15 protein-coding genes are annotated in these 14243 nt (G+C 57.0%); 11 read left to right on the top strand and 4 right to left on the bottom strand.

All coding sequences use genetic code 11. The features are described from left to right. Nucleotides 1-257: 257 nt before the first annotated feature. On the bottom strand, nucleotides 258-1031 hold the full coding sequence (gene hutC, locus AC07UC_RS35300; protein WP_494909361.1) for a histidine utilization transcriptional repressor HutC: 774 nt from the start codon (nucleotides 1029-1031) through the stop codon (nucleotides 258-260). A 242-nt stretch (nucleotides 1032-1273) separates the two neighbouring features. On the opposite strand from hutC, the gene AC07UC_RS35295 reads away from it, so the two are divergent. The 7 genes from AC07UC_RS35295 (at nucleotide 1274) to ehuD (ending at nucleotide 6792) form a co-directional block, all read left to right on the top strand. Continuing rightward, complete coding sequence (locus tag AC07UC_RS35295) at nucleotides 1274-2032, top strand: aldolase/citrate lyase family protein (protein WP_494909360.1); 759 nt, start codon at nucleotides 1274-1276, stop codon at nucleotides 2030-2032. Beyond that, the gene (locus tag AC07UC_RS35290; RefSeq protein ID WP_494909359.1) at nucleotides 2029-2763 is read left to right on the top strand and encodes an aldolase/citrate lyase family protein; all 735 of its coding nucleotides are present in this window, start codon (nucleotides 2029-2031) and stop codon (nucleotides 2761-2763) included. Before AC07UC_RS35295 ends, AC07UC_RS35290 begins: the two co-directional genes overlap by 4 nt. Before the next feature lie 40 nt (nucleotides 2764-2803). Next, nucleotides 2804-3655: a TauD/TfdA dioxygenase family protein gene (locus AC07UC_RS35285; protein ID WP_494909358.1), complete on the top strand. Its 852-nt coding sequence runs from the start codon at nucleotides 2804-2806 to the stop codon at nucleotides 3653-3655. Between the two features lie 68 nt (nucleotides 3656-3723). Continuing rightward, nucleotides 3724-4512, top strand: a complete 789-nt coding sequence (ehuA, locus tag AC07UC_RS35280) for an ectoine/hydroxyectoine ABC transporter ATP-binding protein EhuA (RefSeq protein WP_494909357.1) — start codon at nucleotides 3724-3726, stop codon at nucleotides 4510-4512. A 53-nt stretch (nucleotides 4513-4565) separates the two neighbouring features. After that, nucleotides 4566-5417, top strand: coding sequence for an ectoine/hydroxyectoine ABC transporter substrate-binding protein EhuB (gene ehuB, locus AC07UC_RS35275; protein WP_494909356.1), 852 nt, complete (start codon nucleotides 4566-4568; stop codon nucleotides 5415-5417). A gap of 59 nt (nucleotides 5418-5476) precedes the next feature. Further along, on the top strand, nucleotides 5477-6136 hold the full coding sequence (ehuC, locus tag AC07UC_RS35270) for an ectoine/hydroxyectoine ABC transporter permease subunit EhuC (RefSeq protein WP_494909355.1): 660 nt from the start codon (nucleotides 5477-5479) through the stop codon (nucleotides 6134-6136). Continuing rightward, complete coding sequence (ehuD, locus tag AC07UC_RS35265; RefSeq protein WP_494909354.1) at nucleotides 6133-6792, top strand: ectoine/hydroxyectoine ABC transporter permease subunit EhuD; 660 nt, start codon at nucleotides 6133-6135, stop codon at nucleotides 6790-6792. Before ehuC ends, ehuD begins: the two co-directional genes overlap by 4 nt. A gap of 747 nt (nucleotides 6793-7539) precedes the next feature. On the opposite strand, the gene AC07UC_RS35260 is transcribed toward ehuD, so the two are convergent. The 3 genes from AC07UC_RS35260 to AC07UC_RS35250 form a co-directional block, all read right to left on the bottom strand. Then, a complete protein-coding gene (locus AC07UC_RS35260; RefSeq protein WP_494909353.1) occupies nucleotides 7540-8352 on the bottom strand; it encodes an enoyl-CoA hydratase in 813 nt (270 codons plus the stop codon). A 96-nt stretch (nucleotides 8353-8448) separates the two neighbouring features. After that, nucleotides 8449-9369 carry a LysR family transcriptional regulator gene (locus AC07UC_RS35255; protein ID WP_494909352.1) on the bottom strand — a complete coding sequence of 307 codons (921 nt, stop codon included), beginning with the start codon at nucleotides 9367-9369 and terminating at the stop codon, nucleotides 8449-8451. A 250-nt stretch (nucleotides 9370-9619) separates the two neighbouring features. Then, nucleotides 9620-10498 (bottom strand): NAD-dependent epimerase/dehydratase family protein, encoded by an 879-nt coding sequence (locus tag AC07UC_RS35250; protein ID WP_494909351.1) that lies wholly within the window; start codon nucleotides 10496-10498, stop codon nucleotides 9620-9622. A gap of 329 nt (nucleotides 10499-10827) precedes the next feature. On the opposite strand from AC07UC_RS35250, the gene AC07UC_RS35245 reads away from it, so the two are divergent. From AC07UC_RS35245 to AC07UC_RS35230, 4 genes are all read left to right on the top strand, one after another. Beyond that, on the top strand, nucleotides 10828-11163 hold the full coding sequence (locus tag AC07UC_RS35245) for an SDR family oxidoreductase (RefSeq protein WP_494909350.1): 336 nt from the start codon (nucleotides 10828-10830) through the stop codon (nucleotides 11161-11163). 253 nt (nucleotides 11164-11416) lie between these two features. Beyond that, a complete protein-coding gene (locus tag AC07UC_RS35240; protein WP_494909349.1) occupies nucleotides 11417-12517 on the top strand; it encodes an ABC transporter ATP-binding protein in 1101 nt (366 codons plus the stop codon). Between the two features lie 23 nt (nucleotides 12518-12540). Continuing rightward, the gene (locus AC07UC_RS35235; protein WP_494909348.1) at nucleotides 12541-13377 is read left to right on the top strand and encodes an ABC transporter permease; all 837 of its coding nucleotides are present in this window, start codon (nucleotides 12541-12543) and stop codon (nucleotides 13375-13377) included. Further along, nucleotides 13374-14159, top strand: a complete 786-nt coding sequence (locus AC07UC_RS35230) for an ABC transporter permease (protein WP_494909347.1) — start codon at nucleotides 13374-13376, stop codon at nucleotides 14157-14159. Before AC07UC_RS35235 ends, AC07UC_RS35230 begins: the two co-directional genes overlap by 4 nt. The last annotated feature ends 84 nt before the right edge of the window (nucleotides 14160-14243 follow it).

The following is a 14243-nucleotide window of genomic DNA, read 5'->3' as shown; positions in this document are numbered from 1 at the left end:
TCCTCCTACACCACGCAGGAATCCGCGCCAAGAGACGCAGCGGACGACCCGACGTTCACCGTCTTGTTGTATCAACACGCGAAAGCCCTGCGTTCATCCGGGCCAGCCTCCCGGTCCTTGGGCTCCACTACCCGTGCAGTTCGGCGATCGTGGCGCCTCTAATTTTGGAGACAGAATGGAGCTCGGCGCGATCGGATACTTCATCCAGACCAAGACCACTCACTTCGCCAGCTGAAGCAATTGTGGCGATCTTTGACCTATCCCCGCGCCGGTTTGCCCATGGTCTCTAGCGGATGCTCGGACGACGCCAGTCCAAAGTCACCATCAAGGGCGAAACGGTCGCCGGGATGGGTGAGATACGCCATGGCAACCGCCTGCTCGCGCTTGTAAACGCGCCTCTCCAGAACAATGCACGCCGCTCCAGGCTGAACCTGCAGCAACTTTGCCAGCGTGTCAGGGGCGTTTACTGCGGTCAGCCGGTGGCGCACCCAAGACCAGATGGCATTTCGAACGAGCCATCGGCTTGGCGGCTCAGCAGAAAAGTCGGCATCGGCGGCATCTGGCAATGCTTCGAGATTGATGAAGCGCCGCTCGTGCTGCGCGACCGTGTTGTCGGCATAGTGGATCACCTCCAGGTACAGGAAGCGAGATGTCGATCCGAGATCTGCCCACTGCAACGGCCCATGTCCGTTCTGGATGACCCTTCGTTCGAGGACAACGTACTCATAGAGCCCTCCGCGATCGATGATCTCGGTAGAGACATCACGCACAGGCATCGCGAAGCGCTCTCGAAAGCTCTTCGAAACGATTGTACCGGCGCGCTTGTTGCGCTCCAGAAGTCCTTGGTTGGCGAGCTCAGAAAGCGCCTTGCTGATGGTTTGGCGTGAGACACCATACTGCTCCATCAGTTCGGCTTCAGGCGGGATTCGGTCTCCAGGACCATAATCGCCGGCGACGATCCGCTGCATGATCTGCCGCTGAAATTGCTTGAAAAGCGGCCCGATGCCGTCGAGGTCGCCGTTGTTTGCCAAAGATCCGCTCCGTCCGTCGTGAAAGCCGTACCATAGCTGCCCTTCAATGGCACTACCAACGCCGTCGACCGCGGCGTACCGACTGCCGAAAATTTCAGCACTTATGTATCAAAATTTCCTCATAATGACCAATCAATAATTCATTTTGTATTTGCATTCTTTTTTGAAATATGGTCTTTTTTAGCTGAAACAGCGGCAAAGAGGGGCTTCATCGCGTATTCGATGTGGAGCATTAACTTATAATGTCTTTATCTTTTAATCTCATGAAGGATCCAGCCTCCCGGGTTCGTCTTGGAATAGGGCTCCGGGCGTTCGCCAATCCGGCAGTGGCAGGCTTGTTGAAGGCGGAAGCTGCGGATTTAGTCGAGATCGATGCCAGAGGGGACTGCACGACTGAAGCCATAGCCTCGTGCGCGATGCTGGCCAGAGCGCTGGGACTGCCCGCGATTGTTGCCATGCCTTCCCACGACCGGACTCTTTTTGGTCCGGTGCTTGAAGGCGGCGCACAGGGATTGCATCTGCCTGCTATCAGAGATGCATCGCAGGCTCAGAGACTCGTTCAGGCAACGAGGTACGCTCCTCTGGGCAGTCGAGGGACATTCGAGCCCGGGCCCCATAATGACTACGCGGACGATCCGCAGGACCTGCTGGCGATAAACGACATGCTGCATGTGGGGGTGGAAGTGGAATTCGGCCTTGATCGCGCCGAAACGGCGATGATCATGAGGGTCGATGGCATCGACGCGTATGCGCTGGCGGAGCCCGGAGCGGGTCGTTCCGAGGCATGGTGGGCAGGCCTAACCGAGCTTAGTGCCCTTGCGGTGTCGCATGGCAGGTCGACCTATGCGCGCACTGACTCGACGGATGACTTTGGTCGCATGCTTCAGTCAGGTGTGGCGACCATCGTGTTCTCGACCGAGGTTGCCGAACTCGCGATGGGCTTGGCTGAAATGTGTGCGACGCCATCTCCCAGGGCATTGTCGTCGCAGGTGATCTCGTGAGCAAGAGTGCTTCAACCTCCCTGCTTTCAAGGCCAAAGGCTCAGCTGGGCACCTGGATCATGATGTTCCGCGAGCGTGCGGCCTTGGCGGCGGCAGCGGATGCAGGATTGGACTTCGTCCGCTTCGACATGGAGCACACGCCGATTACGTGGGACACCGCGGGAGACCTGGCGGACATAACGGAGGAAATCGGCCTCGCCTTTTGGCTTCGACTCCCCGGTTTGAGGCCGCATTACATCGAAAAGGCGGTGAAACTCGGCATTCACAATCTCTATATCCCGCGCGTCGATGCTGCGTCACAGGCATTGGAGGCGGCAGCGGTCGCCCGAGCTTCCTCTTCCCAACCTGAGAAAGTCCATCTCACTGTAATGCTTGAGTCTCGACGAGCATTCGAATGCATCGACGAGATAGCGGCAGTCGACGGCGTCGACTGCCTTGCGATCGGACCAGCCGACCTTGCTCAGGATCTTGGTCTTTACGGGAACGGGTATGCCGACATATCGACGCTGGACTACAAGCTTCGCCTTCGCGACGCGGCGCTGCGGTTTGGCAAACAGTGGGAAATGGGCGCCTGGACACTTGAGGATGTTGCCTTTTGGCAGCGCCAGAACTGCCCACTCCTGACGTTTCAGACGGACACGATGGTCGTAAGACAGCGCTTCCGGCGTGCAAAGCGGGCCCTTGAAAGAGCCGCGCTGCGAGGGGCGGACGAACCAATCCAAGTACTGTGATCTCGTTCACGTGAACGCTCAATCCCACGGAGGAGTACCCATGAGTGAAGCAATTGAAGTGATGCCCAGCGGAGCGGCGCTTGGCGCGGAAATTCGCGGAATCGACCTGTCGCGTGGCCTTGATGAGCCTACTTGTGCTGCTATCAGAGAAGCCTTTCTTCGCCACAAGGTCATCTACTTCCGCGGGCAGTCGCTGGACGACCCACAGCTAATCGAGTTCAGCTCGATCTTCGGGGAAGTGCTGCGAGATGATCGTCCGGTCGACTACCATCGGGAACTGGATACCGACTTTCCAGGCATCGTGGATGTTGTCTCGAACGTCGAGATCGACGGAAAGCCAATTGGTGCCTTGGGTAATGGCGAGGCGATTTGGCACACGGATACGATGCCCATGCCGAATTCGGCGCTGATCCTGCATGGCCTTGAAGTTCCCGAGACGGGATCGAACACCCGCTTTGCGAATACCGCCGCAGCCTATGACACGCTGCCTGACATAATGAAGCAGAAGTTCGACCGCGCTATCCTGGTCCATGGTCGTAAGAACTACAACCTCGTCAAGTCGGATCACGTCGAAAACAATGACCCGTCGCAATCTCCGGGACCTTGGTTTCCGTTGGTCCGGAAACACGGACAAACCAATGAGAAAGCCTTGTTTCTTGGGCGACAGGGCGACGGCTATATCGTCGGGCTCCCGGTCGACGAGAGCAACGAGATTCTCCAGCAGATCTGGGAACATGTGCTCTCTCCAGAGTTCCGATGGGAGCACAGCTGGAAGAAAGGCGATGTGCTTGTCTGGGACAATCGTTGTACCGTCCACAGCCGCGGCGCGGTTACAGCCGGACGACGTCGGATGCACCGAACGACCGTGTCGGGTGAATGGCCATCCTGGTAAAGAGCGCATGCGACCGACAGGAGGCTGTCTGCCGTTCCCCTTAAACCCACCCACCCGAATGAGAAGCTATGTCTAGCCCGATCATAGAGTTCTCCAATGTCTCCAAGTCGTTTGGCGACTTCAAGGTGTTGGACAATCTTTCTCTGAGCGTTCAGCCCAGCGAGAAAGTGGCGTTGATCGGGCCTAGTGGCTCTGGCAAGACCACGATCCTGCGTATCCTGATGACTCTGGAATCCATCGATTCCGGAAGCATCATGGTGGACGGCGAATCCCTCCTGCAGCAGCGTTCGGCGAATGGTTCGTTTCTCCCTGCTGGAAACAAACATCTATCCCGTATGCGTCGTCAGATCGGAATGGTGTTTCAGCAGTTCAATCTGTTTCCGCATTTATCGGTGCTGGAGAATGTCACACTGCCCCAGCGCCTGACACAAAACGCATCCCGCGAGGCCGCCGAGGAACGTGCCATAGAACTTCTCAATCTGGTCGGTCTGCGTGAGAAGGCAGATGCAAAACCAGCTCAACTCTCGGGCGGACAGAAGCAACGAGTGGCGATCGCCCGGGCCTTGGCCTTGCGACCTCGGATAATGCTTTTTGATGAGGTCACTTCGGCGCTTGATCCGGAATTGGTCGAGGAAGTGCTGAGCGTCATGCACAAGCTCGCCGCCGAGACGGACATGACCATGCTGCTGGTCACTCACGAAATGAGCTTCGCTCACTCCTTTGCCGACAGAGTCTTGTTCTTCGAGAAGGGAAGAATCGTCGAGCAAGGCGATCCGGATCAAATATTTCAGGATCCAAAAGAAGAACGGACGCGCGCATTCCTGCGCAAAATCATAGCGGCCGGTCACGCGCTTTAGAGGGAGCGTTGCCGGCTTGGATCAAGAACAATCTCAATGGAAGGACAAACGAAATGCGCATTTCTCACGTTTTACTTGCACTCGCCATCTCCCTTGGATCGGTCGCGGCTCTGCCTTTTGCAGCGTTTTCACAAGACACGCTTGAGAATGCCCGAAAATCGGGTGAAATCAGTATCGCCATTGGGAACGCGCCGCCTTGGGCAGAACTCTCTGCAGACGGCAAGCCTCAGGGGGCGGCGCCCGAAGTGGCAGTCGAAGCGCTCAAGCGGCTCGGCATTCGGAACGTGAAAGCGACGATTGTCGATTACGGTGCAATGATACCAGCCCTGAACGCTGGTCAGTTCGACGTGGTCGCGGCTGGCCTTTATCTGAATCCGCAACGCTGCGCCGCAGTTGTCTTCTCTCAGCCCGATCTATGCGATGCTGCTGCCTTCGTCGTGAAGAAGGGCAATCCGCTCAACCTTCAAACCTACCGAGATGTAGCGGCCAATCCCAAGGCACGCCTTGCGACCTGTGGCGGCTGCGTCGAGGAGACCTATGCGCGCGACGCAGGCATTCCTGACGATCGTTTGGTTCTGATCGGCGACGAGCAAAGTGCAATTGAGCTCTTGCGCACGGGGCGCGTCGATGCCTACGGCTATCCCGCCGTTTCGTCCGTTACACTGGTGCGCAAAAACAAGCTTGAAAGCGAACTCGACATCGTATCGCCGATTAAAGACAAGGCGGTTGGTTGTGGCGGGGCGGTCTTCCGCAAGGCGGACCAGAGCTTCCGCGATGCTTACGACAAAGAGCTTGCCGCTATGAAGACCGATGGCACCTTCGACCGCATTCTCAACAAGTACGGGTTTCCTACAGACGAGCCGAAGAAAATCACCCGGGTCCAGCTCTGTGGTAGTGAAAACTGAAAGCCTGCGACGCTGCCGACCGTGATGGTCGGCAGCGTCGGCGAGCTATCTGAAAGGGGATGCCGATGGATTTGCACAGCCAAATGCGGCTGCTTGCTGAAGGTGCCAAGGTTACGGTTCTCCTGACCTTTGGTGGTATGGTAATCGCGCTAGCCTTCGCGTTCGCGGCAGGTCTCGCCCGGTTGAGTGCCTGGCGTTCGGTTCGATGGCCGGCAGTCGCTCTGGTAGAGTTTCTTCGGGGCACCTCGGTTTATGTCCAGCTTTTTTGGGTATTCTACGTAATGCCCTTTCTCGGCATGCGATTGCCTGCCATGGTCGCTGGAATCGTGGTGCTAGGCTTCAACGTCGGTGCGTTCGCTTCCGAGGTTGTGCGTGGCGGCATGCGCTCGGTGCCTGCAAGCCAACGAGAAGCGTGCGTTGCACTCAACCTCACGACTTGGCAGAGTTTCCGCCACATCATCTTGCCCCAGGCCTTGAGGATCATGTTGCCGCCGTTCGGCAATCAGGTTGTCGAGCTGACCAAAATCAGCGCCGTCGTGTCTCTCATCACTGTCGCCGACATCACCTTCCAGGCTCAGTTGATCCGATCCGCAACCGGCGACACGGTCATGCCCTATCTGAGCATCCTCGCCTTCTACTTCGCGTTCGCGATGAGTCTGGTCATCATGATGCGCACGCTGGAACGACGAATGGTACGTCGACTGGGAGAAGCCGCGTGAACTGGGACTGGAATTTCATCGCGAACTTCATGCCAAGACTGCTCGACGGCATGGTCGTGACCCTGCAAGCCACACTCGTGGGCAGTTTAATTGCGCTTCTATTGGGCATCTTGTTCGCAGTGGGACGTGGGATGCCCAACCGTTGGGCTCGATGGCCAATTGTGGCTGTTACGGACTTTATTCGCTCGACGCCGCTTCTGGTTCAGCTTTTTGTGTTGTTTTACATGGCCCCACAGTTCGGCCTGACGCTGTCGCCGTTTCAAGCTGGTGTGATCGGAATCGGCCTTCACTATGCGTGTTACATGGCGGAGGTTTATCGAGCCGGCATCGCCACAGTGCCACGGGGGCAATGGGAAGCAGCACACGCATGCGGCTTTTCGACTTGGCATACCTGGACCCGCATCGTCATGCCACAGGCTGTTCCACCAATCCTCCCGGCGCTTGCGAACTATGTCAACGGGATGTTTAAGGAAACACCCCTGCTTTCCGCCATCACGGTGGTCGAACTCATGACGCAGGCCCGTAACGTGGCCAACTTCAGTTATCGTTACATCGAACCCATAACCATGGCCGGAGTACTGTTTCTCGCATTAAGCATTCCCACAACGATCATCGTACACTTGCTGGACAGGCGTTTCGGTCGGGTTGAACATTAGCGAACACGCAAACGCTAGGAACGAGACCGACGGCTTATGACAGGCTGCCCATCCTTGAACCAAGAGAGCGATGTCCGAAGCACCGCAACAAAGCCAAGGAAATGTCGGACTACTGACGGAATAATCGAGCGACTGTTTGCCGCTCTCGCCCGCGAGGCCAGTCCGATCTCGAAGTGTTGTTTGTTGCGAATAAGCTGAGAACGCAAGGGGTTCAACGCGCGCGACACGATCACTTCGTGACCACCGGAGACGTACCACGCCTCGTAGGCTGCGATAATGCCGGCGACACAGGATTTGTCGCCATTCGGGGTCAGGAAGGCCGGGCGCTTATGTCCAGCCGCCAACGGGTGATTCAAACCACAGATCCTTCATGTCGTTGTCGACATGGACCACGACAAACCGCTGAGGTTCTTGGCCAAGCGCTTAGACACACGACCCGCATCATGGCGATCCCTCCCGATCGTTGAGAAACTGCAAGAGCGCCTCCGATCCGGTGGGATCAACAATGATGCCGCGGTCGATCCGCAACAGGGCCATGTGTTCGACATCGATAAAGGCCGGCACGACGGCGACAAGCCATCCTGCTTCTATTGGTGCCTGCGACGCGCCGTTAAGAAGCTCAGTGAAATAGCTCGAATTCGGCAGGTTGGAGCAGACCCACGGTTGCTTTGGCGTCCTCCAGGGTTATCGTCGCAGAAGCTTGAAGCTCGTTGCTGACATATGACTTCTCCGACAACGCGGGCGTCTCTAGCGTCCCGAAAACTTTGGAGGACGCCTTTCCAGGAAAGCGCGCGTGCCTTCAATGTAGTCCGTGCTGTCGGTGCATCGATCGATCAAGTGCTGGCAGCCCTTAATATCCCGGCGTGTTTCATCTGCCAGAGCCTGCCGAATAGCATAGTCGGCGGCTTGGATCGTCAGCGGGGCATTGCCTGAGATAGTCTCTGCGTAGCCGTCGACAAACGCGTCGAGTTCCGCCTCTGGCACAATCCGGTTGACCAGTCCCATTTCATAGGCTTCCCACGCGTGGAAATGGCGACCTGTGAACAGGAGTTCACGCGAGAAGCCTGGGCCAACCAGTTGCACAAGACGTTGAACGGCGTCATAGGAGTAGCCGATTCCCAGCTTGGCTGCGGGTATTCCGAACTTCGAATGATCCGAACAAATCCGGAGATGGCATGCCACCGCCAGACTGACGCCGCCGCCTAGGCAATAGCCGCTGATCTTGGCGATGATAGGCTTGCGATAGCCCTGAATGGTTTCGTAAATAGCCTCTTGCGTGTGGGTGTACTCTGCAGCCGCCTCCCGGGTTGCCCGCTCGTTCTCGAATTCCGAAATATCAGCACCGGAGACGAACGCTTTTTCCCCTTCCCCTGAAAGGACAACAACCAAGACGTCATCATCGGCTGCAAACTCCGTGAGGGCCCGATTGGTTAGCACCCACATTTCCTTTGAAACAGCGTTGCGCTTCTGCGGATTGTTGAAGACAATGCTGCCAACGCGGCCGCTCTTTCTCCAAAGCAGCTTCGCCTGGTGTGCCTGTTGAGCATCTTTCACTCCCATCAGACAATCTTCTCCTGATTGACATTGCCAGCCTGCACGGAGGCATAGCCGAAGCAGCCTCTGCTTGATCAATCCTAATGAGATCCAGCATAGGGCTCATTTATGAGCGTCTTGCTGGAAATCCTTGTTTGCCGCCAACAAGTCGTTGATGAAGTAATCCGAAGCCTTCGTCAAAGCGATGCCTTTAGGGCGTATCAGGTGTAGCGATACGGAATGGTTGAACCTGTCTTCCAATATAATGTGAAGTTTTCCAGCGCTGACCAGGTCCTTTGCCACGTGGCTTGGCAAATACCCGATATAAGATCCAGATAAAATCAAAATAAGCTCGGATTCCACGTCGTTGACAGTCGCGTCTGCACGGTCAAATCCGATGTTCGTGACGTCTCGCAGGTTCCAATATCTTTTTGAGATTATCCGATAATTGTGTAGCGTGCTCATCACTGTATCGACGTCTGAAATCCCGAAAAGCGGATGGCCAGCACCGCAATACATAAAGTGCTCCTCATCATATAGGCGATCGTAAACTAGTCCCGTGGTCAGCTTGGGGCTGAATCCGATTCCGAGATTGAGAGATCCATCGAGGACCGAAATCTCGAGCTGTTGGGGGCTCATCATTCTCAGGTTGAACATAACGCTGTGATCGCGCCGGCTAAAGCGACGAAGCGCTTCCGAAAGCGGGCAATTCAGATCACCGGCAATGTTGTCGATGATCCCGATATTCAGTTCACCCGATAGCTCACTCTTTAGATTTCGAACGTCGGTGCGGTAGGTGTCGATAGCTCCAAATAGTTTCTCAGCGGCGTGAAGCACCCGGATGCCCCGGTCCGTCAGGCGAAAGCCCGCCCTTCCACGACGGCATAATTTATATCCCAACCTCTGCTCGAGGGCAGCCATATGGTTGGAAATGGTGCTCTGGCTGACATTTAAGGTGGCTTCGGCTGCAGTGAATCCTCCAGACTTGGCGACGACCCAGAAAATTCGCAACAGTCGCAGGTCTAGGTCGTTGAAGCCATTCACGATTGCATTCCAGTATGAGAGCCGGTTCACCATTGTGCAAATGCCGGTCATCCTGTCTACGACTAAACGCGGGGCATGTGTTGTAAGCCCCGCTAAGGGCGAACCTGCCTACGGCAAGCCGCGAGGCACAGAAACCCAAGCGATGCGAGGGACAATGGCTTATTGAACCCGCCTCCCGGTTCCCATCGGCATGCAAATGCGTGTGGCGAGCGGCTGCCACTGCAAAGACAATCGCACGGGGCTTGAGCTTCTACCGCACCCAGCGGACGCGCGGCCGCCAGCCAAGGACCTCCTTTGCGCGGCGATTATCAATCAAGGAAGCAAAACGGTCGTTCTCGAACCGCTGGATGTCCCGCAAAGGGGGAAGCCGGCCGTAGACGCGACGGACATATTCAAGAGAGGGCACCGGCCCGTAGATGTCGTCGGCGCAGATGTTGAATATCGAGAACAGCGGCCCCTCGTAGTCGAGTGCGCGGCAGAACGCGTCGGCTGCGTCGTCGGGGTCGATATGTGCACGGCTGACGGGGAGCCCTTCACGGTATTGGCCGGTGCCGGCGCTGCCGATCCCATTCTCATGGGGCGTTTCGATGACCTCGCCAACATACTTGATGATCTCGGGGAACATTACATAGCAGGGCCGAATACAGATGATGCGCATCGAGCTGTCAAAGGCAACGGTGCGAGCCATCTGTTCGCCCAATTGCTTCGAAAGGCCATAGGTGCCCGTCACCATCGGCGGGTGAGCCTCATCGATTGGCAAGTGCATCGGGAAGTTGGTGGCATTGATGCCGATTGCCGAGCTGCTGGAACAGACGATCACCTGTTTGATCTGCGCGATACGCGCTGCTTCCAACACTTTCCACGTGCCCTCCACGTTCAATCGGAAGGTCGTCGCCGGGGTGCAATTCCAGGATGCGTCGGCACCGGCGAGATGGACAACGGCGTCCTGTCCGCGAAATGCCGCGCTCATCGCGTCGAGATCGAGGATATCGCCGGCTGCTATCGAACCGTTGAAGCCATGCGGAGGGACGGCCGGATCGACGACCGATATCTCGGCCTGACCCTCAAGTTTTTGAAGCACATACCTACCGAGGCGCCCGAACCCTCCCGTGATGACCACCCTGCGCATGCCATTTCCTTCGATTTGCGTAAGTTATGAGCCTTAGCAACATTGACCCGCCTGTCACATGGGGAACTGCCAATAGTTCCATTCACAGTCAGCCATCGGTCGGGTTTGTCTGAGGAGCTAGGATCACCTCCGGGCTGCAATATGGGTTGAAACGCTACTAGTTTGCAGGAGGGGTGATGGACAAAGTTGCTATCGTAACTGGCGGCGTGCATTGGTCGATCGACCGCCGAGCTTTTCGCCAGCGAAGGGGCAAATGCGGTCGTCGCAGACGTTGACCCGACGGAGGCGGAACGAACGGCTACAGGCATCCGCGGCAACGGCGGGGAAGCTTGCGCGATCGTTGTCGACGGGATCGACGCGGAAGCTGCTACGACTGCTACTCATCCGCCAAGGGCGGGGTTCTGGCACTGACCCGCTCGCTTGCCGTGACGTATGGAAAGGACAATGTACGCGTGAACGCGGTTGCGCCAAGGGCAACGCGGACACCACGAATTGAGAGAGTCCTCCGCGGGAATGATGCCACCAGGGCCACGGCGGACAAGCAGATGTTCACAATGATCGACCTGGCCCAAATCACGCATGCGGCCCTGCTCCTGGCCACCGACAAAGCCCGAATGATGACGGGATCCGTCATGATGGTGGATGGCTGCGTAACCATCATGTGAAGAAGGGCTCCAGTTTGGAAGGCTCCTTGGGCCTGGAGCCGCCACGGCAGCACCCCACTCTAGAAGTCTTGAACCGCTCGGACGCTATCCAATCCTAACCAGCGGGTCGCGGCTTCCATGGATACGGCAACAAGTAAGAATTCGCATCTGCTGATTTACAAGCCGGCAAAGGCCGATAATCTCTGGCCTAGAGCTTTTCAAATGTCAGCAATGCGGAGCCGGAATGGCCGGGTCTGCAACCAGGAAATTCCGTATGCAGCATCAGCGACTAGGGGGGGCGAGCGCGATCTCGAACTCAGGCGGTGTTACAATCTCGATCGATGCTGTTGAAGTCCGCTACGGGGCCGTTAGCGTTCTGAAAGGCGTGTCGTTGACCATTCCCAAAGGAGAAATGGTCGTTCTTCTCGGGCCTTCTGGCTCCGGAAAGACTACGCTGCTGAACGCCATAGCGGGTTTTGCCCGAGTAGGCAGCGGGAGAATCCTTTTCGGGGAACGAGAGGTCACGCACGTGCCGCCCGACCGGCGCGATATCGGCATGATTTTCCAGAATTATGCCTTGTTCCCGCATCTCGACGTCGCGGCCAACATCGCTTTTCCCCTGAAACTTCGCAAGCTCCCGCGTGCCGTCATCGATGAAAAAGTCCGAGCTGCTCTCGACACGGTTCGCTTGCGGGGGTTCGAGCACCGACGGATCAACCAATTGTCCGGCGGGCAAAAGCAACGCGTTGCCGTGGCGCGCGCGATCGTCTTCTCACCTCCGGTGCTCCTCTTGGATGAGCCCCTCTCCGCTCTCGACAAAAACCTCAAGGAGGAAATGCAGTTTGAACTGCGCAGAATCCACGAGGAAACCGGGGCGACAACTGTTTCGGTCACCCATGACCAAAGAGAAGCTCTGACCATGGGTGACCGTGTTGCGGTGATGCACGGTGGTGTGATCTCCCAAATCGACACGCCCCGCGTGATCTACGAGCGGCCCTCCACACGCTTCGTGGCTGAGTTTCTGGGTGACTCCAACATCATCCCGGTTACTGCCGGCTCCGGAGTCTTCACCAGCGGCCTAGGGACGTTTCACGCCCGCAACGGCGGGGCGATGCGCGGGGCCTGTTTTGTCGTGATTCGTCCTGAAAAGTTCCAGGTGGTGCCCGCAAGTGCCGAAGGGCCCAATATCCTCACCGGCCGGATTACCGAACAAGTCTACCAAGGCGACAGCACCATGGTGAAACTTCGGTGTGGCGACACGGACATCAAGGTCCGGATCCAGGCCGGGGCTACGCCATTCGGTCAACTTGTGTCATCGGGCCACAACCTGTCTGTCCAGGCCCGCGAGGATGACGTCGTTGCAATCCCGGGTTAATTGACAATGGTGAGCAAGTAGCAATGGTCAAGCAACGCCTGTTCCTGATCCTGCCGGCGATGCTGCTTGTCGGGGCGATCGCGATCCTGCCGCTCTGCTCGATCTTCGCGATTTCGTTCCTGGACCAGGGTCACCTGACGCTTGCACCCTACGTCAAATCGCTTTCCTCGGCATCCAACATTCGGATTATCACCAACACGTTTGTGATAAGCGGACTGGTGACGGTGCTTGCATCCGTCTTCGGGTATATTGTCGCGTACTTCATCTATAAGCGCCAACCTCGCATACAGCTGGCACTCTTTTCCCTGGTTATGTTGCCATTCTGGACTTCAGCGCTCGTGCGAACATATTCGTGGGTGGTCCTGCTGCAGAGGAACGGTCTCGTCAACGACGCGCTGATCTCGCTGGGGATTGTCTCGGAACCGTTAGATCTCGTATTCAATTTCACTGGCGCCATTATCGGCATGACCCACGTGACCCTGCCGCTTTTCGTCCTGCCGCTCTACAGCTCGATGCACTCGGTTGACACGAATTGCCTGAAGGCTGCGCGGAGCCTAGGGGCGAGCGAGACCAGAACCTTCTGGAGCGTATTCGTACCCCTGACGATGCCAGCGATTGCCGCCGGCGCCCTGATGGTGTTCATTTTTTCGCTCGGGTTCTTCGTGACCCCACAGATCCTCGGCGGGGGCAGGGTGATCATGATTTCGATGAAAATCCAACAGAGTGTCACTACCTACCCCAACTGGGAAACAGCATCCTCACTGGGCGTGATACTTCTGGCTCTGACCTTGCTGCTGCTCCTTGCCGCAGCGCGTATCAGCAAAAAATCGGGCGCCCAGTTTTCGGAGCTGCGTCAATGAGTCGAATCCTCTCGGTCGTTCCCGCGGTCCTGGCGGTTGTCACCCTGGTTTTTCTCGTTGGGCCGATCGTCCTGATCATGGCGATGTCCTTTTCCAACGGGGATTTCCTGCAACTGCCCACGGACGGGCTTTCCCTCCGCTGGTACGCGAATTTCTTCCAGTCTCCCGAGTGGATGGATGCGGCCTGGATATCGATCCGAGCCGGTTTTCTGACGATTGCCATCTCGGTGCCGCTGGGCTTCCTCGCGGCGCACGGACTGACAGGCATCGACACGCGTTGGCGCGGCCTCTTGATGGGATGGCTGTTGGTGCCGTTGATTGTGCCGACGATCCTGATCTCGATAGGGGTTTACGCGGTATTTGCCCGTATCGGCTTCGTCAACACATTGATCGGTCTGGCCTTAGCCCATTCGGCTCTGGCGATCCCGTTCGTCGTGGTAACCATGCTAGCCAGCTTGGCGCAAGTGGATATGCAACTGGAAAAAGCGGCGCGAAGCCTGGGAGCCCCGGCGTGGTATGCGGTGCTGCGGGTGACTGTTCCAATGGTCAAAGGGGGGCTTCTCGCCTCCTCTTTGATCGCCTTCCTGACATCCCTCGATGACGTGGTGATATCCCTCCTTATTAGCCTGGGTCAAAAGTCGACCCTCGCCCGACGAATGTTTATCAATATGCGCGACCAATACGATCCCACCATTGCGGCGATCTCAACCATGTTGATTGGGCTATCGTTGGCGGCCGCGTTGGTAAGCATTCGAAACAACGGGACCAAGCACTCTCCGTAGCCCACGCTGCGAACATGAGGCCCTGTCAATATAAGCTTTCAACGTCCGATATTGAAACAGGCAACGCCGGCTGCATTCTTCAGA

Source organism: Mesorhizobium sp. GW821-FHT04C10 (assembly GCF_059420305.1).
This window is presented reverse-complemented; position numbering and strand designations above follow the sequence as displayed.